24 protein-coding genes are annotated in these 26,276 nt (G+C 73.4%); 10 read left to right on the top strand and 14 right to left on the bottom strand.

The window, feature by feature from the left end; all coding sequences use genetic code 11:
* Positions 1-63: 63 nt before the first annotated feature.
* Positions 64-1,422 carry a hypothetical protein gene (locus ACIP98_RS07650; protein WP_401974263.1) on the bottom strand — a complete coding sequence of 453 codons (1,359 nt, stop codon included), beginning with the start codon at positions 1,420-1,422 and terminating at the stop codon, positions 64-66.
* Positions 1,423-1,727: 305 nt separating this feature from the next.
* The gene (locus ACIP98_RS07645; protein WP_319658056.1) at positions 1,728-2,966 is read right to left on the bottom strand and encodes an aromatic acid exporter family protein; all 1,239 of its coding nucleotides are present in this window, start codon (positions 2,964-2,966) and stop codon (positions 1,728-1,730) included.
* 598 nt (positions 2,967-3,564) lie between these two features.
* Here ACIP98_RS07645 and ACIP98_RS07640 point away from each other — a divergent pair.
* Positions 3,565-4,203 carry a DedA family protein gene (locus ACIP98_RS07640; RefSeq protein WP_401974261.1) on the top strand — a complete coding sequence of 213 codons (639 nt, stop codon included), beginning with the start codon at positions 3,565-3,567 and terminating at the stop codon, positions 4,201-4,203.
* A 38-nt stretch (positions 4,204-4,241) separates the two neighbouring features.
* Here the strand turns inward: ACIP98_RS07640 and ACIP98_RS07635 are convergent, their stop codons facing one another.
* Both ACIP98_RS07635 and ACIP98_RS07630 read right to left on the bottom strand, forming a co-directional pair.
* Positions 4,242-4,691, bottom strand: a complete 450-nt coding sequence (locus ACIP98_RS07635; RefSeq protein WP_401974260.1) for a VOC family protein — start codon at positions 4,689-4,691, stop codon at positions 4,242-4,244.
* A gap of 95 nt (positions 4,692-4,786) precedes the next feature.
* Positions 4,787-5,002: a dodecin gene (locus ACIP98_RS07630; protein ID WP_401974258.1), complete on the bottom strand. Its 216-nt coding sequence runs from the start codon at positions 5,000-5,002 to the stop codon at positions 4,787-4,789.
* Positions 5,003-5,130: 128 nt separating this feature from the next.
* Here ACIP98_RS07630 and polX point away from each other — a divergent pair, with 128 nt between their 5' ends.
* The 4 genes from polX (at position 5,131) to ACIP98_RS07610 (ending at position 9,663) form a co-directional block, all read left to right on the top strand.
* Positions 5,131-6,864 (top strand): DNA polymerase/3'-5' exonuclease PolX, encoded by a 1,734-nt coding sequence (gene polX, locus ACIP98_RS07625; RefSeq protein ID WP_401974256.1) that lies wholly within the window; start codon positions 5,131-5,133, stop codon positions 6,862-6,864.
* Positions 6,865-6,928: 64 nt separating this feature from the next.
* On the top strand, positions 6,929-7,324 hold the full coding sequence (locus ACIP98_RS07620; protein ID WP_319658062.1) for a hypothetical protein: 396 nt from the start codon (positions 6,929-6,931) through the stop codon (positions 7,322-7,324).
* Between the two features lie 110 nt (positions 7,325-7,434).
* On the top strand, positions 7,435-8,217 hold the full coding sequence (locus ACIP98_RS07615) for a VOC family protein (RefSeq protein WP_319658063.1): 783 nt from the start codon (positions 7,435-7,437) through the stop codon (positions 8,215-8,217).
* 15 nt (positions 8,218-8,232) lie between these two features.
* Entirely contained in the window at positions 8,233-9,663 is a 1,431-nt protein-coding gene (locus tag ACIP98_RS07610) for a lipase maturation factor family protein (protein ID WP_319658064.1), read from the top strand.
* 11 nt (positions 9,664-9,674) lie between these two features.
* Here ACIP98_RS07610 and ACIP98_RS07605 read toward each other — a convergent pair whose 3' ends face one another.
* The gene (locus tag ACIP98_RS07605) at positions 9,675-10,880 is read right to left on the bottom strand and encodes an amidohydrolase family protein (protein WP_401974253.1); all 1,206 of its coding nucleotides are present in this window, start codon (positions 10,878-10,880) and stop codon (positions 9,675-9,677) included.
* Between the two features lie 314 nt (positions 10,881-11,194).
* Here ACIP98_RS07605 and ACIP98_RS07600 point away from each other — a divergent pair, with 314 nt between their 5' ends.
* Entirely contained in the window at positions 11,195-12,157 is a 963-nt protein-coding gene (locus ACIP98_RS07600; protein WP_319658066.1) for a DUF3800 domain-containing protein, read from the top strand.
* Here the strand turns inward: ACIP98_RS07600 and ACIP98_RS07595 are convergent.
* Both ACIP98_RS07595 and ACIP98_RS07590 read right to left on the bottom strand, forming a co-directional pair.
* Complete coding sequence (locus ACIP98_RS07595; RefSeq protein ID WP_319658067.1) at positions 12,117-12,401, bottom strand: acylphosphatase; 285 nt, start codon at positions 12,399-12,401, stop codon at positions 12,117-12,119. The genes ACIP98_RS07600 and ACIP98_RS07595 overlap by 41 nt on opposite strands.
* The gene (locus ACIP98_RS07590; RefSeq protein WP_401974250.1) at positions 12,398-13,135 is read right to left on the bottom strand and encodes a DUF72 domain-containing protein; all 738 of its coding nucleotides are present in this window, start codon (positions 13,133-13,135) and stop codon (positions 12,398-12,400) included. The genes ACIP98_RS07595 and ACIP98_RS07590 overlap by 4 nt, the downstream gene beginning before the upstream one ends.
* Positions 13,136-13,220: 85 nt before the next feature.
* On the opposite strand from ACIP98_RS07590, the gene ACIP98_RS07585 reads away from it, so the two are divergent.
* The 3 genes from ACIP98_RS07585 (at position 13,221) to ACIP98_RS07575 (ending at position 16,545) form a co-directional block, all read left to right on the top strand.
* Positions 13,221-14,495, top strand: a complete 1,275-nt coding sequence (locus ACIP98_RS07585) for a phosphoribosyltransferase (protein WP_319658069.1) — start codon at positions 13,221-13,223, stop codon at positions 14,493-14,495.
* 45 nt (positions 14,496-14,540) lie between these two features.
* Positions 14,541-14,996: a cyclic nucleotide-binding domain-containing protein gene (locus tag ACIP98_RS07580; RefSeq protein WP_319658070.1), complete on the top strand. Its 456-nt coding sequence runs from the start codon at positions 14,541-14,543 to the stop codon at positions 14,994-14,996.
* 223 nt (positions 14,997-15,219) lie between these two features.
* Complete coding sequence (locus ACIP98_RS07575) at positions 15,220-16,545, top strand: streptophobe family protein (protein WP_401974248.1); 1,326 nt, start codon at positions 15,220-15,222, stop codon at positions 16,543-16,545.
* Positions 16,546-16,551: 6 nt separating this feature from the next.
* On the opposite strand, the gene ACIP98_RS07570 is transcribed toward ACIP98_RS07575, so the two are convergent.
* From ACIP98_RS07570 to ACIP98_RS07560, 3 genes are all read right to left on the bottom strand, one after another.
* Positions 16,552-18,891: an FHA domain-containing protein gene (locus ACIP98_RS07570; RefSeq protein WP_401974247.1), complete on the bottom strand. Its 2,340-nt coding sequence runs from the start codon at positions 18,889-18,891 to the stop codon at positions 16,552-16,554.
* A gap of 48 nt (positions 18,892-18,939) precedes the next feature.
* On the bottom strand, positions 18,940-20,415 hold the full coding sequence (locus ACIP98_RS07565; protein WP_401974245.1) for an SDR family NAD(P)-dependent oxidoreductase: 1,476 nt from the start codon (positions 20,413-20,415) through the stop codon (positions 18,940-18,942).
* 163 nt (positions 20,416-20,578) lie between these two features.
* The gene (locus tag ACIP98_RS07560; protein WP_319658074.1) at positions 20,579-20,821 is read right to left on the bottom strand and encodes a hypothetical protein; all 243 of its coding nucleotides are present in this window, start codon (positions 20,819-20,821) and stop codon (positions 20,579-20,581) included.
* 152 nt (positions 20,822-20,973) lie between these two features.
* Here ACIP98_RS07560 and ACIP98_RS07555 point away from each other — a divergent pair, with 152 nt between their 5' ends.
* On the top strand, positions 20,974-22,797 hold the full coding sequence (locus ACIP98_RS07555) for an AMP-dependent synthetase/ligase (protein ID WP_319658075.1): 1,824 nt from the start codon (positions 20,974-20,976) through the stop codon (positions 22,795-22,797).
* A gap of 13 nt (positions 22,798-22,810) precedes the next feature.
* Here ACIP98_RS07555 and ACIP98_RS07550 read toward each other — a convergent pair whose 3' ends face one another.
* The 4 genes from ACIP98_RS07550 to ACIP98_RS07535 all read right to left on the bottom strand — a co-directional run bounded on the left by ACIP98_RS07550 (position 22,811) and on the right by ACIP98_RS07535 (position 26,142).
* Positions 22,811-23,683, bottom strand: a complete 873-nt coding sequence (locus ACIP98_RS07550; RefSeq protein ID WP_319658076.1) for a serine protease — start codon at positions 23,681-23,683, stop codon at positions 22,811-22,813.
* Positions 23,684-23,821: 138 nt separating this feature from the next.
* Positions 23,822-24,382, bottom strand: coding sequence for a hypothetical protein (locus tag ACIP98_RS07545; protein WP_401974242.1), 561 nt, complete (start codon positions 24,380-24,382; stop codon positions 23,822-23,824).
* A gap of 30 nt (positions 24,383-24,412) precedes the next feature.
* On the bottom strand, positions 24,413-25,360 hold the full coding sequence (locus ACIP98_RS07540; RefSeq protein WP_401974241.1) for a lysophospholipid acyltransferase family protein: 948 nt from the start codon (positions 25,358-25,360) through the stop codon (positions 24,413-24,415).
* Complete coding sequence (locus ACIP98_RS07535) at positions 25,360-26,142, bottom strand: GNAT family N-acyltransferase (RefSeq protein WP_319658079.1); 783 nt, start codon at positions 26,140-26,142, stop codon at positions 25,360-25,362. The genes ACIP98_RS07540 and ACIP98_RS07535 overlap by 1 nt, the downstream gene beginning before the upstream one ends.
* Positions 26,143-26,276 lie beyond the last annotated feature (134 nt).

The following is a 26,276-nucleotide window of genomic DNA, read 5'->3' as shown; positions in this document are numbered from 1 at the left end:
CGAGGGGCCGGGCGGAACACAATGTTCCGCCCGGCCCTCGTTGTTTTCCGTTGTGGGCGAGTGTCAGAAGATCACGTTGAGCAGACCGAAGTTCGAGAAGCCGCGGCCGTAGCCGAAGCCACCGCCGAAGCCACCGCCGTAGCCGCCACCGTGGCCGCCGAACTTGTGGCCCTTGCCGCCGCCGTGGCCGCCGTGGCCACCGCGACCGCCCTCGCCGAAGCCGCCGCCGCCGAAGCCGCGGCCACCCTCGCCGAAGCCGCCGAAGCCGAAGCCACGACCGAGGCCCAGACCGCCGAAGCCGAAGCCGCGGCCGAGGCCGAGGCCGCCGAAGCCGAAGCCACGGTTCAGGCCGAGACCGCCGAAGCCGAAGCCGCCGCGACCGCCGAAGCCACCGAAGCCGAACCCGCGGCCGAAGCCGTTGCCAAAGCCATAGTCGTCAATGCGGATCACGCTGTACCCGAAGCCGTTGTTCCTGCCGTGACCACCACCCTTGCCGCCGAAGCCGCCACGGCCGCCTTCGCCGAAGCCGCCGCCGAAGCCGCCGAAGCCGCCGAAGTTGCCGCTGCCGATGTTCCCGCGGCCGAAGTTGCCGCTGCCGATGTTCCCGCGGCCGAAGTTGCCGGCACCCAGGTTGCCGCCGCCGAAGTTGCCGGCGCCGATGTTCCCGCCGCCGAAGCCGCCACGGCCGCCCTCGCCGAAGCCGCCGCCGAAGCCGCCGCCGAAGCCGCCGCCGAAGCCGCCGCCGAAGCCGCCGCCGCCGAAGCCGCCGCCGCCGTTACCGCCGCCGAAGCCCTCGCCGCCGCCGCCGAAGCCGCCGCCGTTGCCGCCGCCGAAGCCGCCGCCGTTGCCGCCGCCGAAGCCGCCGCTGAAGCCCTCGCCGCCGCCGTTGCCGCCGCCGAAGCCCTCGCCGCCGAGGTCGCCGCCGTCACGGGCGCCGAGGTCGTCGCCGCCGTTGTCGACCCCGTTGTCGGCGGGGTCGTCGCCGGCGAGGGTGTTGTCGGCCGGGTCCAGGTTGCCGCCGTTGTCGGCGGGGTCGAGGTTGCTGCCGTTGTCGGCCGGGTCCGCGGCCGGGTCGGCGGCCGGGTCCGCGGCGTCGAGGTTGCCGCCGTTGTCGACCGAGTTGTCGGCGGGGTCGACGTTCCCGCCGTTGTCCACCGCGTTGTCGGCCGGGCCGTCGCCGGCGAGGGTGCCGCTGTTGTCGGCCGGGTCGACATTGCCGCCGTTGTCCACCGAGTTGTCGGCGGCGTCGTCGTTCCCGCCGTTGTCGTCATCCTCGTCGAGCAGCCGCGTCTGGCTGCTGCTGTCGCGGAGCACCGTGTGGCCGGCGGCGGCGGCCGAGCCGGCGCTCGCGGCGATCAGGCCGGTGGCCAGGAGTCCGGTGGCGACACCGAGAGCGGTGCGGCGCGTCAGACTGGTTCGCATGAGGGTCCTCTCCTCGGACGCGTGGTCGGCGGCGGTCGCCGCCTCTGCGATCAGTCGTACGTCCCCCCGCCGGAGCCCGCCCGTCGAGCGGAGCGTCCGGGCGACAACGTGGCCAAGGAAGTGACGCACTGCCACGAGACGGAAGGAGCCTTCCTGACTCGGTGACAGCCTGGCACCGGCGCGGCTTGCCGCCCCGGCTCTCGGGGTCAACTGCCCTTCGTGCGAGGCGTACTGGACCTGCGGAACCGGCGTCAGGTCCGACGGCCGCCTCCCCCGTCCGGCGGCATGAGGGACCGTCTGTGCGATCAGCGGCCGCGCGCCGCGCCCCGCCGCAGCCGGCCGGTGATGGCACGGGCCCGTCGGTGGACCCGGGCGGACATCCCCTTCGAGGAGGGGGCGGCGGCGACCAACTGCTCCGACAGCCACCGGGAGCGCTGCTCTAGGTCCAGCTCGTTCAGCAGCCGGTCGATGTTGGCCAGCAGCGCCCCGTGCAGATCCCAGTTCTCCCAGCGCCGTTCGGTCTCCGCCCACAGCAGTGCCGCGATCCGGTCGCGCTCCTCCCGGCCGCGTCGCAAGGCGTCCTCCAGCCGTGCTTCCGCCTGCTCGGCGCCCGCGGTCACCTGGGCCGCGATCAGCCGGCCGTAGCTGTCGACGGCATCGGCCATGTCGGCGAAGAGTTCGTCCATCCCGTCGGCGAGTTCCTGGGAGAACAGCGGCTCCCGCGGCCCGCGCTCCCGCTCCATCTCGGTCAGGGAGCGGCACAGCGTCCGCATCAGGACCGTCGAGACCTCCAGGGTGTCCAGGCCGCTGCGCAGGATCAGCCGGGCCATCGCGCCCTCCGCCGGCCTGACCCGGGGGTTGAGCCGGGTGCCTTCCTCCGCCCGGCGCAGCGACGCGTCGAAGCGGGCGATCTCGTTGTCCAGCCGCCGGGCCTCCATCAGCCATGTACGGGCCCGTTCGGCGGTCGCGCCGGCGCGCAGCTCGCCACCCATACGGACCATCAGCAGCCGCATGTGCTCGGCCAGCTCGCGCACCGCCTCACCGGCCGGCTCGACGAACGCCGGCGGGGGCACGACCACGTTCAGCAGCACGCCCACGGCCGCCCCGACCAGCGTCTCCATGACACGGTCCACGGCTTCCCCGGACGGGGCCGGCACCGCCAGGATCAGCATCGCGCTGATCGCCACCTCGGCCACGAACTCGTCCACCCGGATGAAGTGCCCGGTCACCAGCGAGGCCAGGATGATCAGCCCGAGGCTCCACCACGTGAGCCCGATGAGCTCGCTGAAGCCCACCGCGATCAGCACGCCCGCCACCACGCTGAGCACCCGGCGGATGCCCGTCGTCACAGTCGTGTAGAGAGTGACCTGGACGACCAGCAACGCCGTCAGCGGGGCCGTCAGCGGCGCCGGGTTGGGCAGCACCCAGACGGCCACGGCGTACGACAGGACCGCGGCCACCGTGGAGCGCACCGTCTGCACGGCGATCGGGTCGCTGTTGAGCCGCACGAGGTCGGCGGCGCGTGGGGGGAGGCCGGCGGGCACACAGCCACTATCCCCGGCCGCACGGCCCGGGCAGCGGAGCGCGGACGGTGCGCCAGCGCGTGTTTCGAAAGTGCCGCCGCGAAGGGCGGCGGCGGCCGGGGCGGTCCGGCGTGGGCGCGTCCTCGGCCTTGTCGTCACCTTCCCTCCCCTGGCTGCCGCTGGGAGGTGCCCCCACCCCGCTGCGCCTGGCACGGCACTGCCCCGGCCGCCGGCCCGGGGGAGTTGCCGCACCGTCCGAGCGGCCCACGACGAGGGCGACTCTCCGCCGTGCGATGCACCGCACCCGGGGGCACCTCCCGGGGGTGGCCGGGAGACCCGCGGGGCCCGCCCTCCGGGCAGCCGGCGCCCATGTGACGACCGGGCCTAGCCCGCCGGTGTGAATCCCGTCCCCGACACGCCTTGGGAGCCGGGTCCCCGCCCCGGCACGGAGCTTCATGGTGCGGCGCGGAAGTTGTCCGATCCCGGCGAGCGAGGTGCAGGTGCCCATGGCGCGAGCGGTACGGCCGGTGCGCGGGAGCGGAGTTCTCGCCGCGGCGCGGGAGTTGTGCGCCGCGGGGGCCGGGTGCGGGGCCAAGACGGCCGTCCGTGCCGCCGTGCGGTGAAGGCGGGCGTCCCGCCTCCGCTGCCCGGGCCGCTGGCCGATCTGGCGCCGCTGCTGGACGACTACGGCTACCTGGCGGTCGGCGTGCTCGTGCTCCTCGACAACTGCGGCGTCCCCGTGCCGGGCCAGACGATCCTGGTGGTCGCCGCCGCCTACGCGGGCACCGGGCGGATGGACCTCGCGGGCGTCGTCGCGGTCGCCGCGGCCGCCGCCGTGCTGGGCGACTGCCTGGGCTACCTGATCGGACGCAGCGGCGGGCGGGCCTTCGTGCACCGTTGGGGCCGCTACGTGCTGCTGACGCCGGCACGCTTCGCGCGCGGGGAGGCGTTCTTCGCCCGCCGCGCCGACCTTGTGATCGTCTTCGCGCGCTTCTTGGACGTCCTGCGGCAGACGAAGGGCATCATCGCCGGCACCGCGGGCATGCCCTGGTGGCGGTTCCTCGGCTGCACGACGCTGGGGGCCCTGCTGTGGGTCGGCGCCTGGGCGGGCATCGGCTTCGCGGCGGGCACCCGGCTCGGGTCGGTCTACTCCTGGGTCACCCGTTCGCAGGTGTACCTGCTGATCGCCCTGGGCGTGCTGCTCGCCGCCCTCGTGGCCCGCCGGCTCTGGCGCCGCCGTCGCGACGGCGGCCGGTGAACTCACCCCACGGCCGGGGGGAATTGCCCGGGGGCGGCTCAGACGACGCAGAACTCGTTGCCCTCGGGGTCCCGCAGCACCACCCCGTAGTGGTCCATCCCCGGCGTGGACAGCAGCCGCAGCCGGGAGGCACCCGCCGCGAGCAGCCGCTCCACCTCGGCGTCGACGCGCTCCTTGCGGGTCGCCAAGGGGACGTCCTCCCGGCGCCCGCCCACCTTCACGTCCAGATGCAGCCGGTTCTTCCCGGACTTGCCCTCGGGCACCTGCTGGAACCAGATCCGCGGGCCGGCCCCCTCCGGATCCACGATCGAGTCGCAGCAGTCGGAGTCGCCCAGCTCCTCCTCGGGGACGCCGATGCTCAGCCAGTACTCCCGCCAGGTGGGGAAGCCGGCGGGAGCGTCCTCCGGCTTGTACCGCAGCGCCGCGGCCCAGAAGCGCACCTGTGCCGCGGGGTCGGCGCAGTCGATCGTGAGCTGGAACGCGACCATGAACGGTCCCTCCCTGGAAGGCGACCGGCCCGAGCTGGTACCGGCACCCGCCATGTTGCCCCAGGGGACTGACAACGGCCGCCGGCGCCGGCGGGTCAGCCGGCGGACTCCAGGCGGAAACCGACCTTCAGCCCGACCTGGAAGTGGCCGACCTGCCCGTTCTCGAAGTGGCCGCGGATCTGGGTGACCTCGAACCAGTCCAGATTGCGCAGCGTCTCCGATGCCCGGGCGAGCCCGTTGCGAATGGCCGCGTCGACGCTCACGTCCGACGAGCCGACGATCTCGGTCACCCGGTAGGTGTGGTCGGTCATGACGGTCTCCCTGGGCCGTGGGCGGATGGTTCCGGCTTCCTCCACCGTGCCTCACGGCCCGTCCCGCCGCGAGGGGAAGGACAGTGCCCGCGGGTTAGCCCGCGGCGGCGGCCGGGAAGGCGCCCTGCATGGCCAGGGCCAACGACGAGGTCCAAGCCCTGCTCCAGGAGTACGCCGACCTCGTCAGGATCACCGGTGGCGACGCCTTCAAGGCACGCGCCTACGAGAAGGCCGCCCGCGCCATCGGCGGCCACCACGAGGACGTCTCCCGGCTCGACGGCAAGGCGCTGCGCGAGATCCCCGGTGTCGGCAGGTCCGTCGCCGACAAGGTCGCCGAGTACCTGGGCACCGGCAAGGTCGCGGCCGTGGAGGAACTGCGCGCCAGGATCCCGGCGGGCGTCCGGGAGATGACCGCGATCCCGATGCTCGGCCCCAAGCGCGCGATGACCCTCTACAAGGAGCTGCACATCGCCTCCGTACCCGAACTGGCCGAGGCCATCGAGCAGGAGCGGCTGCGCGGCCTGCCCGGCTTCGGCCCCCGGACCGAGGAGAACATCCTGCACGGCATCGGCCTGATGCGGTCCTCCGGCGGCCGGGTGTCCCTGAACGTCGCCACCGGGCTCGCCGAGGAGGTCGTCGCGGCCCTGTCGGAGGTCCCCGGGTGCCGGCGCTGTGCCTACGCGGGCTCCTTGCGCCGTATGCGCGAGACGATCGGCGACGTGGACGTCCTCGTCGCCGCCGAGCGGTCCGCCCCCTTCATGGAGGCGTTCACCCGTCTGCCGTACGCCGCCGGGACCATCGCGCGCGGGGAGAAGAAGACCTCGATCCGTACGACCCGAGGCCTGCAGGTGGACCTGCGGGTGGTGCCGCCGGACTCCTGGGGCGCCGCGATGCAGTACTTCACCGGCTCCAAGGCGCACAACATCCGCACCCGTGCGCTCGCCGTGCACCACCGGCTCAAGCTCTCCGAGTACGGGCTCTTCGACGCGGGGACCGGCGAGCTGATCGTCTCCCGCACCGAGGAGGAGGTCTACGCGCGGCTCGGCCTGCCCTGGATACCGCCCACCCTGCGCGAGGACCGCGGGGAGATCGAGGAGGGGCTGGCGGGCGGGCTCCCCGAGCCGGTCGCCGAGCGGGACATCCGCGGCGACCTGCACACCCACACCGACCTCACCGACGGAGTGTCCGGCCTGGAGGAGATGGTCGAGGCCGCCGCGCGCCGCGGCTACGCGTACTACGCCGTCACCGACCACGCGCCCGACCTGTACATGCAGCGGATGACGGACGAGAAGATCCTCGCCCAGCGCGAACGCGTCCGGGCCCTGGACCGCGCCCACCGCGGCATGCGCGTCCTGCACGGCACCGAGCTCAACATCGGCCCGGACGGCGGCCTGGACTGGCCCGACGCCTTCCTTTCGGGCTTCGACCTGTGCGTCGCCTCGATCCACTCGCACTTCCACCAGGACCGCGCCGCGCTCACCCGGCGGCTGGTGCGGGCCGCGGAGAACCCCCACGTCCACATCATCGGCCACCCCACCACCCGGATGCTGGGCAGGCGCCCGGCCGTCGACGCGGACTTCGACGAGGTCTTCGCCGCCTGCGCGCGAACCGGCACCGCGCTGGAGGTCAACGCCCAGCCCGACCGGCTGGACCTCGGTGACGAGCTCATCCTGCGTGCCCGCCGGCACGGTGTGCGGTTCGCCGTGGACAGCGACGCCCACTCCACCCTCCACCTGGACTTCATGCGCTACGGCGTCGGCACCGCCCAGCGCGGCCGCCTCACCAAGGACGACGTGATCAACACCTGGCCCCTCACCCGGCTGCGCCGTTTCCTGCGCAAGAACGGCGATAGGCATCCGTGACCCCGCTCGGGGTAGGCGACGGACAACGGACCAGAACCACGGCCAGGACATCGAGGAGAGCACGATGCTGCTGCTGGGACTTCTGCTGATGGGCGCGACAGCCGCCTTCACCGGGCTCCTGATCTCGGACAACCTTTCCGGAGGGCCCGACTACACCGTGACGATGTTCGGAACCGACATCGCCACCCTGAACACCCTCGGCGTCTTCCTCGCCGGTATCGCCCTCGGCCTGGTGTTCTGCGTGGCCGCGGGCATGGCGATGGCGGGCGCCGGACGCTCGCGCAGCCGCCGTGCCGAGCTGCGCGCCCTGCGCCGGCGCGCGCGGGCGCACGAGGCCGCCGCGGCGACCCCGGCCGGCACCACGGACGCCGGGACCGCCGACACCACCACGACCACCACCGGGAAGACCACCACCGCTGTGCCCTCGCGCCGCAGTCGAATGCACCTGTTCGGGCACTGAGCCCGGCGCGCCGTCCGCGCGGCAGCCTCCGTGCGGCGGGCCCGTCGAAGATGCCCACCTGACCCGCTGCCCCCATCCTTGGAACGGGCGACGATCAAGGAGGCCAGGACGTGTCCACCACGAAGATCTGCTGCGTGGCCGGCGCACCCTGCTGGGTCAGTCTGATGGCGCGCGACCTGGACGTGGCGAAGGCGTTCTACGGGCCGCTGCTCGGGTGGACCTTCGAACCGGGCCCGTCGCGCTGGGGACCGTACGAACGGGCGATGATCGACGGCACCGAGGTCGCGGGCATCGGGGCCATCGCCCGCGACTGGGAGACCTCGGTCGCGTGGACGACCTACTTCGGCGTGGAGAGCGCGGACGCCACCGCCTCCGACATCCGCGATCGCGGCGGCACGGTCGCCGTCGGCCCGCTGGACTTCGACGCCGGGCGCCTGGCGCTCGTCGCCGACTCCATGGGCGCGGCGTTCGGCATCTGGGAGGGCGAGCAGGGCCCGCCGCGCAAGCTGCGCATGCACGGGGCGCCCACCTGGATCGAGCTGCGCACCCGCGACGCCTTTGCGGCCGCCCTCTTCTACGGCGAGGTCTTCCACTGGGACCGGCGCGGCCCTCGCTACATGGTGGAGTGGGAGAACGACCGCGTCGTGCTGTACGTGGACGGCCACAGCGTGGCGGGCATCCGCGGCGGCGGGGTCGAGGCGGCGGCCGACCCGAAGGTGCGGCCGCGCTGGCACGTCTTCTTCGCCGTCGACGACGTCGACGCGGCCGTCACCCGCGCCAAGGAACTGGGCGCCGAGATCACCGGCGAGCCCATCGACAGCGCCTACGGGCGCGTCGCCGGCATCCGCGATCCCGAGGGCGGGCTGCTGTCGCTGATCAGCGATCACCCCTGACCGGCCGGGAGCGCCATGGAGTGGTTCACGGCTCCCGAGTACTGGCTGAGCCGCGTCGTCATCCAGCGCGGCCTGGCCGTGCTGTACTTCGTCGCCTTCGCGGGCGCCGCGCACCAGTTCCGCGCCCTCATCGGTGAGCACGGCCTGCTGCCCGTGCCCCGGTTCACCGCCCGGGTCCCCTTCTCCCACGCGCCGAGCCTGTTCCACTGGCGGTACTCCGACCGCCTCTTCGCGACCGTCGCCTGGGGCGGTGCCGCGCTGTCCGCCGCCGTCGCCGCCGGGGCGGCCGACCTCGTGCCGCTCTGGGCGGCCATGCTGATGTGGACCGCGCTGTGGCTGCTCTACCTGTCCATCGTCAACGTCGGACAGACCTGGTACGCGTTCGGCTGGGAGTCCCTGCTGCTGGAGGCCGGCTTCCTCGCCGTCTTCCTCGGCAACGACGACACCGGCCCCCCGGTGCTCGTCCTGTGGCTGATGCGCTGGCTGCTCTTCCGCGTCGAGTTCGGCGCGGGCCTGATCAAGATGCGCGGCGACGCCTGCTGGCGCGACCTGACCTGCCTGGACTACCACCACGAGACGCAGCCGATGCCCGGCCCGCTCAGCTGGTTCTTCCACCGGCTGCCCCGGCCGGTGCACCGCGTGGAGACGGCGGCCAACCACTTCGCGCAACTCGTCGTCCCGGTCGCGCTGTTCACACCGCAACCGGTGGCGAGCATCGCCGCCGCGATCGTGATCGGCACCCAGCTCTGGCTGGTCGTGTCCGGCAACTTCGCCTGGCTGAACTGGCTCACCATCGTGCTCGCCGTCTCCGCCGTCGACGGCTCCCTGCTCGCCGCGCCCCCCGCGCGCGCCGCCGCCCCCGCGCCCGGCTGGTACGAGGGCCTGGTGCTGGCCGCCACGGCGCTGGTCGTCCTGCTCAGCTGGTGGCCCGCACGCAACCTGGTCTCGCGCGGCCAGATGATGAACGTGTCCTTCAACCGGCTGCACCTGGTGAACTCCTACGGCGCCTTCGGCAGCGTCAACCGCGTCCGCATGGAGGTCGTCGTCGAGGGCACCGACGCCGCGGAGCTCGGACCCGGCACCGTCTGGAAGGAGTACGGCTTCAAGGGCAAGCCCACCGATCCCCGCCGGATGCCCCGCCAGTTCGCCCCGTTCCACCTGCGCCTGGACTGGCTCATGTGGTTCGCCGGGATCTCCTCGGCCTACGCCTGGCCCTGGTTCCTGCCGTTCGTCGGCAAGCTGCTCGACAACGACCCCGGCACCCTGCGGCTGCTGCGCAGCAACCCGTTCCCGCACGCCCCGCCCACCCACGTGCGGGCCCGGCTCTACCACTACCGCTTCACCGACTGGCACACCCTGCGCACCACGGGCGCCTGGTGGGACCGCACCCTGGTGCGCGACTACCTCCCGCCGGTCGACCGCGACAGCCTCGGCCGCCACGGGTAGCGGCGCAGCCGTCAGCGGATCCGGACGCCCGCGCGGAAGACGGCGCGCACGTCGCGGAGCGCGGCGAGTCCGGCGAGGGGGTCGCCGCCGACGGCGAGGAAGTCGGCGTCGCTACCGGCCCGGATGCGGCCCTTGCGGCCGCCGACCCCGCACAGGGCCGCCGCCCGGCTGGTGACGGCCTTGAGGGCTTCCAGCGGGGACGCGCCGAGCGCGGTCAGTTCCAGCGGCGCGTACGGCAGGCTGTCGTGCGGCCGGTTGCACGCCGTGCCCGCGTCCGAGCCCACGGCGATCCGGGCGCCGAGCCGGATCAGGGCACGGTAGGCCGCGTGGACGGTGTCGGCGTACGCCCCCGGCTCCCTGACCGGCGTCATGCTGACGAAGGTCCCGCTCCCCGCGACGAGGGCCTGCAGCCGCAGTTCCTCGACCGCCCCGTGGCCGCCGAGGAACGACGCGTGCTCCAGGCTGTCCACTCCCGCGGCCAGCGCGTCCTCGATCGCCACCACGCCGTGGGCGTGCGCCGCCACCGGGAGGCCGAGGCGATGGGCCTCGTCGGCCACGGTCCGCAGTTCGTCGCGCGTGTACTGTGCACGACGCGGGTCCGAGCCCGGCGTGCGGACGTCCCCGCTCGCGACGATCGTCACCAGGGAGCACCCCCGGGCATGGCGCTCCCGCACGGCCTCGACCAGCGCGCGCGTGCCCACCGCCGCGCCGCCCAGGGCATGACCGTGGCCCCCGGGTGTGGTGATCGGCGGCCCCGCGGCGAGGATCTCGGGCCCCAGGCCGGGATCGGCGGCGGTCCGCTCCGCCAGGGCCGAGGCGAGGAAGCCGCGGTCCCCGACGTCCCTGACCGTGGTGACCCCCGCGTGCAGCGCCGTGCGGGCCGCGACGCGCATGCGCGCCAGCAGCCGCTCGTCGTCCGCCGCGACGAGCGAGCCCACCGGGTCCGGCCCCGCGTCCAACGCCAGGTGGGCGCGCACGTCGACCAGTCCGGGCAGGAGGCACACGTCGTCGCCCAGGTCGACCAGCGGCACGCCGGGCGGGATCGAACCCGTCCGGTCCACGGCGAGGACCCGGTCGCGCCGGACCCGCACGGTCACCGGGCCGGACAGCGTGAAGCCGTCGAACATCCTTCCCGCGCGGAGGGCGTACGTGGCGGCCGGGGCGTCGGCACCGGTCCGGGGCCGTGCCGGGGAGGCCGGGGACAGGGGCAGGGTCATGTCGCCCCCTGCGTGCGGTGGTTCATGGAGTGGGGGGCCTCGCTTGCCTCGCGCACGAGGGCTGCCCCGCGCGGATTCGGATCCTGTTCGCCTGCCCTGTCGATGCTGACAGGAGCCGGGGCCCGCGGGCATCGGGAGGATGACCCATATTTTCCCGGCCCAGGAAGCCCGGGGCCGGGCCGCGGCTGAGGAGAAGTACCGACGTCCCACGGGCCGCGCGCCCGCCCCGCGATCCACCGCGCGGAAATCCCCTGGAACGCGCCGCCCCGATCACCGAGGATGACAGCGACGGCCGGACGACCAGGGAGGGCGCGGTGACGACGGTTCCCGTCCTGGAGATCGCCTGCGACGAATCCGGGTCGGACGGCGAGAACCTCATCGGCGGCAACACCGACGTGTTCGCCCACGCGGGCGTACGGCTGGACCCCGCGGAGGCACACGCCTGCCTGCGCGTGATGCGCGACCGGATCCGCTCCCCGGCTGTGGAGTACAAGGCCAACCACCTGCTGCGCGAGAAGCACCGGCCCGTCCTGGAGTGGTTCCTCGGCCCGTCCGGACCGCTCCCGCCCGACGCCCGGGTCCACCTCACCGACAAGGCGTTCTTCGTCGTCCGCCGCGTCGCCGACGTACTGCTCGACGACCGGGACCAGGCCGCGCCGCTCTACGTCGAGGGCCGCCGCGCGCTCCCGGCCGCGCGCTGGCGCGCGTTCCTGGAGTCGGCCAACGACCTCGTCCGCACCCGCAACCGGGACGCCGGGCCGGCGCCCGTCGACGCCTTCTTCCGCACCCTCGACACCCTGCCCGGCACCGCCCTGGCCGCGCGGCTGCGGCACACCCGCCCCCGCGCCGAGGCGTTCCGGGCCCGCGTCCTGGAGGGGTCGCCGTCGGTGCCGGAACTGGACCCGCTGCTCCCGTCCCTGGCCCGTACCGTCGCGCACTTCGGCCGGTACGGACACCCCGTGTCCGTCGTCCACGACCGCCAGAACACGCTCACCGCCGAACGCGTCCGCCGGCTGGTGGCGATCCTGCCGCCGCCGTCCCGGCTCGCGTCGCTCACCCTCGTAGAGTCCCGGTCCGACCCGCGGGTGCAGCTCGCCGACTTCCTCGCCGGAGTGGCGCGCAAGATCGCCTCGGACGCCCTCAACGACCGCGCCGACGGCCCGCTCACCGATCTGCTCCGCCCGCACGTGGACCCGCACTCCCTCTGGGCCGACGAGCCCAGCCGGTCGCTGCTGCTCAGTCGCGCCACGGAGTCGGGCGGATCTCGAAACCCGTGAGGCCCTCGGGTTCCTCCTCGTGGACGCGGACCCGGTCGACGATCGCCAGGGGAGACCCTTCGTGGGCCCACTCCACCATCCGCCCGACCGCCTCGGCGGAGCCCTCGAAGACCGATTCCACCGAGCCGTCGGGCAGGTTGCGCACCCAGCCGCTCACCCCCTCCTCCAGCGCGGTGCGCCGGCAGGTATCGCGGAAGAACACGCCCTGCACGTCGCCGGAGACGATTACACTGCGCCGGATCACGACGGCTCCACCCCGGAGACCGCCGCGGTGAAGGCGTCGGCGTCCAGGACCGCCGCGCCGCCCGGATCGTTGTTGAAGTAGACGAACACGTCGGAGTCCTTCGGCCAGGTGTCCGCGATGCGGTGGGCCCAGGTGGTGAGGGCCCGCGCCCCGTATCGCGGCCAGGGACGGGCGATGCCCTCATGGAACCGCACGTAGCCCCAGTCCGCCGTGCGCCACAGTGGCGTCGCCGGACGGGCCCGCCAGTCGGCCCAGCACAGGGCGACGCCGTGCCGCTCCAGCAGGGCCCGGATCTCCGGCATCCACCACGAGGGATGCCGCGGTTCGAGTGCCACCCGCACCTCCCGCGGGAAGCACCGCAGGCACCCGTCGAGCACCCGCCCGTCCGCGCGCAGGTTCGGCGGCAGCTGGAGCAGTACGGGCCCCAGCCGGTCGCCGAGCCCCTCGGCGTGCGTCAGCAGCCGGCGCACCGGCTCCTCGGGATCGCGCAGCCGCTTCATGTGGGTCAGGTACCGGCTGGCCTTGACCGCCATGACGAACCCGTCGGGGGTGTGCTCGCGCCAGGCGGCGAAGGTCTCCCGGGACGGCAGCCGGTAGAAGGCGTTGTTGCTCTCCACCGTCGGGAAGTGCCGGGCGTACTCCTCCAGCCACAGCCGCTGCGGGACCTCCGGCGGGTACAGGACCTCTCGCCAGTCCTTGTACTGCCACCCGGACGTTCCGACGAGCACGGGCATCGCGCGGTCCCTGCCGTTTGCTTGCTGGACACTATTCAGGGTAGGCCGTAAGGAGTCCCGCATGTCCCGCTCGCGGGGGTGAACCATGCACTTCACAGATCGCGCGGATGCCGGACGGCAGCTGGCCGGGCGGCTGCGGCATCTGGAGGACGACAACCCCGTCGTGCTCGGCCTGCCACGCGGTGGCGTCGTCGTCGCCTACGAGGTGGCGCAGGTCCTGCACGCCCCCCTGGACGTCATCGTCGTCCGCAAACTCGGCGTCCCCTACCACCGGGAGCTCGGCTTCGGCGCCATCGGCGAGGACGGCGCCCGGGTGCTCAGCGACGACATCGTGCAGATGAGCCATGTCTCCCCGGACGACATCGACACCGTCGAGCGGCACGAGGAGGCCGAGCTGTCCCGGCAGGCGCACCGCTTCCGCGACGGGCGGCCGCGCACCGAGCTGGCCGGCCGCACGGTCGTCCTCGTGGACGACGGCGTCGCGACGGGCGCCACCGCGCTGGCCGCCTGCGAGGTGGCGCGCGCCCGGGGCGCCGCCCGTGTCGTGCTGGCCGTGCCGGTGGCCGCGCCGCAAGCGATGCCCGCGCTGCGGGCCGCCGCCGACGACGTGGTGTGCCTGTCGGTGCCGGCCGTGTTCTTCGCGGTGGGGGAGTGGTACCACGACTTCTCGCAGACCGCCGACGACGAGGTCTCCGGGCTGCTGAAGCAGGCCGTGGCCAGAGGTCCGCGGACCACTGACGTCGAGGTGGAGACCGCCGGGGTCCGGCTGGCCGGCACCCTCACCATGCCCGCCGACGCCCGCGCGGTGGTGGTCTTCGCCCACGGCACGGGCAGCGGCCGCCACAGCCCCCGCAACCGCGCGGTGGCCGCCGCCCTGAACCAGGCCGGGCTCGGCACGCTGCTGTTCGACCTGCTGACCCCTGCGGAGGAGACCGACCGCGCCAACGTCTTCGACGTGGAACTGCTGGCCGACCGTCTCGCCGGGGTCACCCGCTGGGCCCGCCGGGAGAACCTGCCCGTCGCCTACTTCGGCGCGAGCACCGGCGCCGCCGCCGCGCTGCGGGCGGCCGCCCGGCCGGGGGCGGAGGTCTCCTCGGTGGTCTCCCGCGGCGGCCGGCCGGATCTGGCCGGCCCCGACCTCCGCACGGTGCGCGCACCCACCCTGCTGATCGTGGGCGGACGCGACGACGTGGTCCTGGAGCTGAACCGGCGCGCCCAGGCGGAGCTGACCTGCCCCAGCCTGCTGCACGTGGTGCCGGGCGCCACGCACCTGTTCGAGGAACCAGGCGCACTCGACGAGGTCGCACACCTGGCGCGCGACTGGTTCTCCGGTCACCTGCCTGCGACGCCGGGCCCGTGACCGTAGTCTGATGTGCAGGACTCGGGACGGCACGGGAGGACGCCCATGAGCAGTACGGTCACGATGCTGGACTCACTGCCGATCCACCACCGCCGAGTCTTCCTGGAGCACGCCAAGCGGGTGAGCTTCCCGCAGAGCTGGCGGATCTTCGACGAGGGCAGGTTCGCGGACCGCTTCTGGGTGGTGGAGTCCGGCGCCGTCTCCCTCGACATGGAGGTTCCCGGTCGCGGCCCGGTCTCCGTGGACACCCTCGGCCCCGGTGAACTGGTCGGCTGGTCATGGCTGTTCCCGCCCTACCGCTGGCAGCTCGCCGCGCACGCGCTGGGCACGGTCGGCGCCTACGAGTTCGTCGCGGCCGAGGTCCGGGAGCTGTTCAAGGACGACCCGGTGCTCGGCCAGGCCGTCGTGCTCGCCGCCGCCCAGACCATCGCGCAACGGCTGGGCGCGGCGCGCGCCCGGATGGTCGACCTGTACGGGCCCCGGCTGCAGGAGCACTCCTGAGCGCGTACCCGCGGTTCCCGCCGGAGCCCTGAGGGTACCGGAGGATCCGGGTCGTCCCGGACGCTCCGGCACGGGGGCGGACGTCCGGGTTCCGTATCGGCGCGCCCCGTGCGGTGCGGACGGCGCGGACGCGGGCCCGGCCCCTGGAGGGGCGGTCCCGCCGAGTCGCGATCCGGGGCGTTCCGGACGGGCGGGGCGTGCCGCGGCTGCATAGCCTGGCAGCGTGAGCCGCCATGAAGTCCCCGCCTCCCGCCCCGTCCTCGGGCCGGCGCGGGGCTGGCTGCACGCGCTCGGCGTCGTCGTCGCCGGCTTCGCGGTCATGCTGGTCGTCGCCGCGCTCGGGCTGTGGCTCGCCGGGGCCTCGGAGTTGCCGCAGGGCGCCTTCGTCCCGGTCATAGCGGCGACCGTGGTCATGGCGGTCGGCGGCCGGGTCGCCCTGGACGGCGGCGCGGGCTTCATCGCCGAGACACAGGCGGCCGTCGTCGTGGTCCCGCTGTCCGTGGCGCTGGCGGGGGCCCTGGTCACGGCCTACGCGTTCCTGCGGCCCCTGCGGTCCCACGCCGTGCTGTCCGGCGGGCATCTGCTGCGCATCGTCCTGCGGACGGCCCTGTTGTGGGTCCTCGCCCTCCTGCTGATCGTCTACGGCGCCCGGCACAGCTTCACCCTCAGCGCGGGCAACGCGTACCTCGACGAGATCGCCCAGTTGCTGGGCACCACCCCGACCGTCGGCTTCCACGCCCTGGTCGGTACCACCGTGGGCCTCGGGCTGCTGTGGCTGCTGGTCGTCCTCCTGATCGCGCTGGCCGTCTCCCGGCGGGTCCCGCTGCCGCCGCGGCTCGCGCCGGCGCACGCCACGGTGCGGCCCGCCGTCCGCGCCATGGTCGCCGTGCTCCTGGTGTACGTCATCGCGGCGGCGATCGTCGCCCTCGTCACGGCCGACACCCGGATGGACGCCGGGGACACCCTCGCCGTCGTCTTCCTCGGGCTGCCGAACCTCGCCTGGCTCGCCTTCGGACTGGGCCTGGGCGCCAGTTGGCACGGCCATGTGAAGGGCGCCGTCGGACTGCCGATGCCGGAGCCGCTCGCGCGGGTCCTGCGCACCGGCGGCGACGGCGACGTCACCCTCGACCTCGCCTCCCTCACCCGGCAGGACGGCCGTGCCTGGTGGCTCCTCGTGGCCGCGGCCGTCGCCATGCTCGCTGCCGGATGGGCCGCGGCCCGCCGCGCCCCGCCGGGTGCCGGGCATCTCCGCAACGCGGTCCGCCTGGCGCTGACGGCCGCGGCCGCCATGCTGCTGATCGGCCTCCTCACCTGGATCGACGCCCACTACGGCCTGTCCCTCTTCGGTATCGGCGACCCCTCGGACACCGGCGGCCTCGGCGGCTCCGTCGTCCTCGTCCCGGACCTGGCCGCCGCCGTCGGCCTCGCCGCGGGCTGGGGCGCCGTCACGGGTCTCCTCGGCAGTCTCGTGGCCCGGCCGCGCCGTCGACGGGTCGGGTCGAACGGGGTCGGCGTGGCGCCTGGCCCGCCCGGCGGGCGGTCTTCGTGAGGCGGCTCACCGTCGCATGACGACCGGTTCCTGCTGCCGCAGCAGTCGTACGACGATGTACGCCATGACCGCGGACAGGGCGGCCATCGCGCCCATGTCCAGCGCCCACACCCAGGGCTCGGGCCGGAACAGCGGGTCGGAGGTGATGCGTCCCGGCACCAGGGCGCCCAGATCGAGCGTGGCCGCCATCGCGGCCAGCCCCCAGCGCGCCGGCACCAGCCAGGAGAACTGCTCCAGTCCCGGTACCCCGTGCAGCTTCAGCAGCGCGCCGCAGAAGACGACCTGCACCAGGGCGACGAGCACCAGCAGCGGCATGGTCACCTCCTCCTTGCGCACCAGCGCCGAGACCACCAGCCCGAGCATCATCGAGGTGAAGGCCAGCAGCGCCGCGGCCAGGGTGAGCTCCAGCAGCGGGCTGGTGAACACCCCGCTGCCGCCGCCGGGTCTCAGCCGGACCCCGACGAGCGCGACCATCGTCAGGACGACCCCCTGGACGACCGTGATCGCGCCCAACACCGCGATCTTGGAGCAGAGATAGGCCGACCGGGACAGTCCGACGGCACGCTCGCGACGGTAGATCACCCGCTCCTTGACCAGTTCGCGCACCGCGTTGGCGGCACCCGTCAGCACCGAGCCGACGCACAGGATCAGCAGCACGTTGAGCGTGTTCTGCTGCGTCAGCGCGCCGCCGGCCAGGGCGCGCGCCATGCCGCCCATGACGAACGGCAGCGCGACCATGATCGCCAGGAAGGTGCGGTCGGCCGCGAGCGACGCCGTGTAGCGGCGCACCAGCGTCCACCACTGGCCGCGCCAGTGCTGGGGTTTGGGCGGCACCAGGGCCGGGCGCGGGGCGGGACCCGGCGGTTCCAGCTGGTCCATCGCGTCGGTGACGTACTCGTCGTGCAGCGCGGAGGACTCGTACTGGCCCGCCCAGTCCCGGCGCCGCTCGTTCTCGAACGCCTCGAAGGCCTCCGGCCACTGCCGGAAGCCGAAGAACGGCAGGGTCTCGTCCGGCGGTCCGTAGTACGCCATGCGCCCGCCCGGCGCCATGACCAGCAGCCGGTCGCAGACCTCCAGGCTGAGCACGCTGTGGGTCACCACGACGACCGTGCGGCCGTCGTCGGCGAGGCCGCGCAGCATCGTCATCACCGAGCGGTCCATGCCCGGGTCCAGGCCCGAGGTCGGTTCGTCGAGGAAGAGCAGGGACGGCTTGGTCAGCAGTTCCAGCGCCACGCTCACGCGCTTGCGCTGGCCGCCGGAGAGGGTGTGGACGGGCTGGCCCGCGCGGGCCTGCAGCCCGAGTTCCGCGATCACCTCGTCGACCCGGGCCTCCCGCTCCCGCTGCGCGGTGTCACTGGGGAAGCGCAGTTCGGCGGCGTACAACAGGGCCCGGCGAACGGGTAGTTGGAGGTGAAGGATGTCGTCCTGCGGCACGAGGCCGATGCGCTGCCGCAGGTCCGCGTACTCGCGGTAGAGGTCACGGCCGTCGTAGAGCACCGTGCCCTGGTCCGCGGGGCGCAGCCCGGTCAGCGCGTTGAGCAGCGTCGACTTGCCGGAGCCGCTCGGGCCCACCACGGCCAGCAGGCTCTTCTCGCCGACGGGGAAGGAGATGTCGTCCAGCAGCGTCTTGCCGCCGTCCTCCACCGTCACCGACAGATCGCGGACGCACAGCGCCACTTCACCGGTGTCGGTGAACAGCTGCAGCTTGTCGCCGACCAGCCGGAAGACCGTGTGGCCGACGTCGATGATGTCGCCCTGGTGCACCGTCGCCCGCTCCACCGGCTGGCCGTCCAGGTAGGTGCCGTTGTGGCTGTGCAGGTCGACGATCTCGTAGCCGCCGCCGGCCAGCGCCCGCAGTTCGGCGTGGTGCTGGGAGACCAGCAGGTCCTCGACGACCAGGTCGTTGTCGGCCGCGCGCCCGATGTGGATCGTGTGGTCGGGCAGCGGCCGCACCGACGTCGGCCGGCGGAAGGTCCCGGTGGCCAGCGGCGAGGCGATCGGCGGCGGCCGGTAGACCGGTGCGGCCGAGGCCCGGGTCAGCCGGGCCCAGGGGCCGGTCAGCGGATGCCCGAAGCGGACCACGCTGCCCGCACCCACGCCCCACTGGCGGACGTTCCTGCCGTCCGCGAAGGTGCCGTTGGTGCTCCCGGCGTCCTCCAGGACCCACTGCCCGGCGACCGTACGGAGGACGGCGTGATGCCACGAGACCCGGGGGTCGTCGAGGACGATCTCGCCGTCCGGGTCACGGCCGACGCGGTACATCCTGCCCGGGACCAGGACCAGGCTGTCCCCGGCGGTCTCCAGCACGAGTTCGGGCGCGGAGGGCGCGAGTCGGCGCTCAGCCACACCGTCGATCGTAGTCGCGCCCGGCCCGTCGCGCCCGGCCGTACGGCCTCACCAGTCGGTCGGCGCGTAGTCCTTGAGGAAGACGCCGTGCAGGTCCTCGCCCAGTTCGCCGCGGACGATGGGGTCGTAGACCCGGGCCGCGCCGTCGATGAGGTCGAGCGGGGCGTGGAAGCCCTCGTCGGCGAGCCGGGACTTCTCCGGGTGCGGACGTTCGTCGGTGATCCACCCGGTGTCGACGCTGGTCATCAGGATGCCGTCGGTCTCCAGCATCTCCCGCGCGCTGGTACGGGTCAGCATGTTGAGGGCGGCCTTGGCCATGTTGGTGTGCGGGTGGCCGGGGCCCTTGTAGCCGCGGCTGAACTTGCCCTCCATGGCGGAGACGTTCACCACGTAGGTGCGGCGCGCGGGGGAGGCGGCCATGGCCGGGCGCAACCTGCTGACCAGGATGAACGGGGCGGTCTCGTTGCACAGCTGCACTTCGAGCATCTCGACCGGGTCGACCTCGCCGATCCCGCGGCTCCAGCTGTTCTCCGGGTCCAGGTCGGGCACCAGGCCGCCGGCGTCGATCGCGGTGCCCGCCTCGATCCGGGCGAGCGAGGCCGAACCGCTGACCAGTGCCAGTTCGGTCACCTCCTGGGCGCGCGCCGCGCTCTCCTGGCGCGGGCCGGGCAGGGCCGGCTGGGCGCCGCTCCCGAAGGTGCCGAAGACCTCGGAGGCGGGCAGCTCGCCGGCCGGCAGCGGCGCGGACTCCGCGGCCACCAGCTCGGCGTACGCCTGCGGCGAGCGGCGCACGGTCTGCGCAGCGTTGTTGATCAGGACGTCGAGCGGGCCCTCGGCGGCGACCGCGTCGGCCAGCGCCACGACCTGGGCCGGGTCCCGCAGGTCGATGCCGACGATCTTGAGCCGGTGGATCCACTCGTCGCTGTCGGGCATCGCCTTGAAGCGGCGGATCGCGTCGGCGGGGAAGCGGGTGGTGATCGTCGTGTGCGCGCCGTCGCGCAGCAGGCGCAGCGCGATGTACATGCCGATCTTGGCCCGGCCGCCGGTCAGCAGCGCGCGCCGCCCGGTCAGGTCGGTGCGGGCGTCGCGCCGGGCGCGGTTGAAGGCGGCGCACGACTGGCACAGCTGGTGGTAGAAGGCGTCCACCTCGACGTAGCGCTGCTTGCACACGTAGCAGGAGCGCGGCCGCTGCAGGACGCCGGCGATCTCGCCGAGCACCGACGAGGAGGGCAGCAGGCCCTGCGTCTCGTCGTCGATCCGCTCCGCGGAGCCGGTCGCGGTGGCCTCGGTGACGAACTTGTCGTGGGCCGTCTTGGACGCCCGCCGCTCCTGGCGGCGGCGCTGCTTCACGGTCCGGTAGATGCCCGCCGTGGCCTTGCGGACGGTGATCGCGTCCGGGTGGTCCACGGGCAGCTCGTCCAGCTCCCGGAGGACGCTGAGGCACAGCTCCAGGCGTGCCGGGTCGATGCCCGGGACGCCCTCCCACGCCGTTGCCGTGCCTTGCTCGTTCTCGGTCGCCGTCATGCCCGCCGTCGTTCCCTGGTTCGTGTGTTCCCGCTGCTTCCTGGGGAACTGTACGAAACCTGGCGGCGCACGGCCAAAAAGGCGGCGGAACCGAGGACCTTGGTCCCGGGCTCCCGTCCCGTGCGGTCGCTGCGCGTGACCGCGCGCGGCCGGTGCGCGGCGGTCACTCCAGGGGCGCGGTGGCCTCGCTCTCGTACGCGTAGTCCCAGGGCTCGTCGGCCATGTGCTCCAGGCGCTTGTAGTACGCCGCGCTGTCCGGCCACGCCTGGTGCAGTCCCGCGTCCTGCACGGTGATCGCCATCGGGTCGTACAGGATGCCCTCGGGGGGCTGCCCCCCGGCTACCAGGGCGATGCCGAGTGTCAGACCGTCCCCGGGGCCGCCGTGGAGTCGGATCCTGGTGGTCATGGAGGTCACCTCCTCATCCCATGATCTCTCGTGATCGGCCGGCGGGGGAGGTTTGGTGAAGAAGCCCCGTCCCGACCGGCTGCGGGCGGACAGTGCGTGAAAGATCCGTTACGTTACGCTCCGGCCCGCTCCAACCCCCACGAGGAGCTCGCGTGCGCGCCTTCAGTCTGCCCGCGCTGGTGCCCGCGACCCATGTCGGCGGGCTCGCCGACGTGCTGTTCGAGGACGCGGCGCGGACGCCGGACGCGGTGCGGCTGGGCCGCAAGGCGGACGGGCGGTGGGTGGATGTGACAGCCGCCACGTTCCGTGACGAGGTGATGGCGCTGGCGCGGGGGCTGCTGGCGCACGGCGTGCGGTTCGGGGACCGGATCGCGATCATGTCGCGGACCCGGTACGAGTGGACCCTCTTCGATTTCGCCCTGTGGACCATCGGGGCGCAGCCGGTCCCGGTCTACCCGACCTCCTCGGCCGAGCAGCTGCGCTGGATCCTGCACGACACGGGGGCGGTCGGCTGCGTGCTGGAGCACGAGGACCACGCGATGACCCTCGGCTCGGTGATCGAGCACCTGCCGGCCGTGACCCGGGTCTGGCAACTGGACGACGGCGCCGTCAAGCAGCTCATGGCGGACGGCGAGCGGGTCGCCGAGGACGTGGTGCACCGGCACCGCCTGGCGGTCACCCCGGACGCGGTCGCCACGGTGATCTACACCTCCGGGACGACCGGCCGCCCGCGCGGCTGCGTTCTCACCCACGGCAACTTCATGGCCGAGTGCGACAACGTGATCGCCCAGTGGCGGCCGATCTTCGAGACCGGCACCGCGGAGCCGCCGTCGGTGCTGCTCTTCCTGCCGCTGTCGCACGTGTTCGGCCGCATGATCCAGGTCTGCGCGGTCCGGGCCGGGGCGCGGCTGGGCCACCAGCCGGACATGTCGGCCGCGGCGCTGCTGCCGGATCTCGCCGAGTTCCGGCCGACCTTCCTGCTGGCCGTCCCGTACGTCTTCGAGAAGGTCTTCGACGCCGCGCGGGGCAAAGCCGAGGAGGGCGGCAACCTCGGTGCCTTCGACCGGGCCGTCGACGTCGCCGTGCGCTTCGCCGAGGCCCGCGAACGGCGCGCCCTGGGCACCGGTCCCGGGCCGAGCGCGGCACTGCGTGTGCTGCACCGGCTCTACGACCGGCTGGTGTACGCCAAGGTGCGCGAGGCGCTGGGCGGCCGGGTCCGCAACGCGGTCAGCGGCGGCTCGACGATGGGGCGGCGGCTGGGACTGTTCTACGAGGGCGCCGGCGTGACGGTCTACGAGGGGTACGGCCTCACCGAGTCCACCTCCGCCGCCACCGCGAACCCGCCCGGGAAGGTGCGTTACGGCACCGTCGGGCATCCGGTGCCCGGCACCTCGGTGCTGATCTCCGAGGAGGGCGAGATCCTGCTGCAGGGCCCGACCGTGTTCTCGGGCTACCTCGGCGACCCGCAGGGCACCGACGAGGCGTTGCGCGAGGGCTGGCTCGCCACCGGCGACCTCGGTTTTCTGGACGAGCACGGCTATCTGACCATCACCGGCCGCAAGAAGGAGATCATCGTCACGACCAGCGGCAAGAACCTCTCGCCCGCCGTCCTGGAGGAGCGCGTCCGCGAGCACCCGCTGATCGAGCACTGCCTGGTCATAGGCAACGACCGCCCCTTCGTCACCGCCCTGGTGACGCTCGACGGCGATGCGGCGGCGCGCTGGCTGCGGTTGCGCGGCAGGCCCCCGGCCGGGCTGCGGGAGCTGGTGCGCGACCCGGAGGTGGAGGCGGAGGTGCGGCGCGCGGTGTCGGCGGCCAACACGCGGGTGTCGAAGGCGGAGTCGATCCGCGCCTTCCGCGTGCTGGCCGCCTGTTTCACCGAGGAGGAGGGGCTGGTCACCCCGTCGCGCAAGCTCGTCCGCCGGGCCGTCGAGGAGGCTTACGCGGCCGAGATCGACGCGATGTACCAGCGTTGAGCGGCGCCCGGCATCACGGTTTGGGGAGCGTGCACCCCGCGAGGCCGAGGTCGAACTGGTTCCCGGTGGTCACGCACGCGCCGATGCCGTACGTCTCCTCGGCGTAGTTGATGCCCTGACGGACCGTCACGGTGCCGTTCTGGTCGACCTCGCAGGGGTTGTTGAGGGTGCACCGCGCACCGTCCTCGTTGCCCGTGTTGTTGATCGCCACGACCTTGCCGGTCGAGGTGTCGATCACGGGCGAACCGGAGGTGCCGCCGATGGTGTTGCACGCGGAGGTGTAGCGGACCGAGTCCTTCCAGGTCCAGTCGCCCTCCTTGAGCCGGTACACGAAGCCGTCGATGGCGCAGGTGTAGATGGTCTTCCAGTAGCCGGAGACCACCTTGATCGCGGCGCCCTGCACGGGATGGGCGGCGGAGAGCTCCAGTGCGGAGATCCCGTACGAGGACTGGATCTGCGCGTAGGTGCGGTTGAGCTGGTAGACCGATATGTCGGTGTCGGTCATCGTCGCGTAGGCGAGCTTGGTGGCCCGCAGCGTGGCGACGTTGCGGCCCGAGGCGTTGAGCAGTCCGAAGGTGCGGGTCGAGGACTGGTTGAGCAGCACCTCGCCGGGGTCCAGGAAGCCGCTGGTGAGGCAGTGACCGTTGGACAGCACCAGCGCGGGGTCGCTGGAGGCCGAGGCCGGGAAGCGGATGAGCGAGCCGGAGCAGTTGCTGAGCGACACCGTGCCGGCGAAGTTCACGGTGACCGCGGCGGGGGCCGCGGTCCGCACACCGGTGGCGTCCCGGCTCGTGGCCGAGGCGGGCGCGGTGGACAACCCGAGGCCGGCGACTGCCGCGAGAGCGGTCAGGACAGCCGCCAAGGCACCTCTGAGAGGTCGTTTCATGTGGGGGGTCCTCTCGAGACCGAAGTTCTTTCGGTTTTGGCATGCACATTGTCATGACTCGAGAGGGCCCGTACAAGAGGGCATGGCACGGCGGCGCCGCGGCGACGGACCTGCCGTCGCCGCGGCCCGGCAGCGCGGTCAGCGGCAGGTGTCGGCGTGGCCGAAGTCGACGACGAACCGCTCGGGGCCGTGCAGCCGCTTCGTGGTCCAGGACGGCTTCGAGGTGAACGAGGTGCCGAACGTGACGACGCCCTCGAAGTCACCTGTCAGGGCGAGGCCCTTGAGCTTCGGCAGCCTCAGGGCCGTCAGCCGGGGCCCCTTGTAGGTGTTCCCGCCCGCCGCGTTGTGGGCGGCGGCCGGCGACAGCTTGATCTCGACGAAGTACGTGCCCGCGAGCGGCACTTTCCTCCCCGAGCCGTCGTAGCGCAGTCGCGTGACGCGCTTGACGGTGGTGGGCGGCAGGGCGCCCTTGGCGTCGATCACGAGCCGGTCGTACGTGCAGTGCGTGGCCGTCCGGGCGTTCGTGATCCGGGTCGTGGCCTTCGTGGCGTTCGTGGCCTTCACGGCCGTGGTGCCGGAAGCGGCCGGGGCCGCCCCCGCCGAGGCGGAGGCGGGCACCGCGGCCACGGCACCGGTGAGCAGAGCCAGACCCGCGGCGGCTGCCGCGAGTCGGTGGTGTCGGCGCATGGCGTCCCCCATGGGAGCGACGGTTCCGGGAACCGGATGTCGCTAGGGAAGACTCGCGGCCGGCTCGCTCGGTTGCACGACGGGGGAGGGGATGACGACCGGGGCCGTCACCTCGACCAGTTCGATCACCTCGACGGGTTGGGCCGGTGCGACCGGTGCGGGCTGCCGCGCGGCGGGCACCTCGGCCCGGTGCGCCGCGCCGTGCGCCGCCCGGGCGAGCGCACGCCGGTCGTGCCAGGTGCCCGCGGTGATCGGCGCGAGCACCGCCACCTCCGCGGTCAGGCCGCGGCCCGACACGACCCGGCGCACCGAGTCCATCAGCGTGTCCGCCCCGACGAACGCCGGGGCGGTGCTGCGCGTGCCGTCCGCCAGCCGGTAGTCGATCCGCAGGGGCTGCACGTCGGCACCCGCGTTCAGCGCGGCCTGGAACAGCGCCCCGCGGAAGCGGCCCTCCTCGCGGCCGCACCAGGTGCTCCCCTCGGGGAAGGCGACGACCGTCGCCCCGCCGCGCAGCGCCTCCGCCACCTCGGCGACGGTGTCCGGCAGGGTCCGGAACCGCTCGCGGTCGATGAAGATGGTCCGGCCGAGCACGCACAGCGGGCCGATGACCGGCCAGCCCCGGATCTCCGCCTTGGCGACGTTGCGTCCCGGGATGACGGCGGCGATCAGCAGGATGTCCATCCAGGACACATGGTTGGCGACCACCAGCAGCCCCCGGCCGGGCTCGCGCGCCGCCGGCGGGGCCGGCACCCGGATCCGCATGCCGAACGCGGCCGCCACCGACCGCATCCAGGCGCGGACCAGGGAGTCACGCAGTGCCGGGGGGCACAGCGCGGCCACCGGAACGGCCAGGACGACACCGATCAGCAGCACCACGAGCGCGGCGGCGTAGCGCACCAGCCGGCTCAGCCGGCCCACCAGGGGAGCCTCACCGGTCACGCACTCCTGCGGGGTGCAGGGGGAGACCGGCGACCACCACGTGGCGGCCATCACGAGGACCCGAGGGAGCCGAGCGAGCCGAAGTGGCGCAGGTAACGCTCGTCCGTGCGCTCCAGCGAGAGCAGGATGAACAGGTCGGCGACACCGAACTCCGGGTCGTGGGCGGGCTCGCCGCAGACCCAGGCGCCCAGGCGCAGGTAGCCGCGGAGCAGGGCGGGCAGCGCGGCGCGGGCCGGGCGGGCCAGGCCCGTCGGGTCCCAGGGGCGGTGCGGCGTGACCCGGTACTCCTCGGGGGCCATGTACTTGGCCGAGACCCGGTCCCAGACGCCGGCCGCCGTCGAGCCGCCGTCGGCGAGCGGCACCGAGCAGCAGCCGGCCAGCCAGTTGTGGCCGGTGGTCGCCATGTAGCGGGTGATGCCGCCCCACATCAGCGCGACGACGGCACCGTCGCGGTGGTCGGGGTGCACGCAGGAGCGTCCGACCTCGACGAGGTCGTGCTGGATGGGGGCGAGCCGGCCGAGGTCGAACTCGGTCTCGGAGTAGGTGCGCCCCGCGCGGCGGGCGTTGGCGGGGGTCAGCAGCCGGTAGGTGCCGACGACGTCGCCGGTGTGGTCGTCCTTCACCAGCAGGTGGTCGCAGAAGGCGTCGAGGGCGTCGATGTCCAGGCCCGGTTCGGGCGTGTCCAGCACGGCTCCCATTTCCCCGGCGAACACCAGGTGCCGCAGACGCTGCGCGGCCCGCACCTCGGCCTCGTCCTGGGCGAGGCTCACCGAATAGCGGGGACGGTCGCCTACGTTGTCGACAACGGGCGCGAGTTCGTACGAAGCGGTCATGGCGCGATTCCCTGGTCAGGGGGACGGGGACACCCCTATCTGTCCCGTCGGCGCCTTGCCTTGGCATGTCCTCTGCGGAGCGTGGAGATGTGCGCTCGCTGAATCACTGGGGGTGCGGTGCCGGTCGGTGCCCG

The organism is Streptomyces sp. NPDC088354 (genome assembly GCF_044753585.1).
Taxonomy (GTDB): domain Bacteria; phylum Actinomycetota; class Actinomycetes; order Streptomycetales; family Streptomycetaceae; genus Actinacidiphila.
The sequence above is the reverse complement of the archived record's forward strand: the minus strand, read 5'-3'. Positions and strand labels throughout refer to the sequence as shown.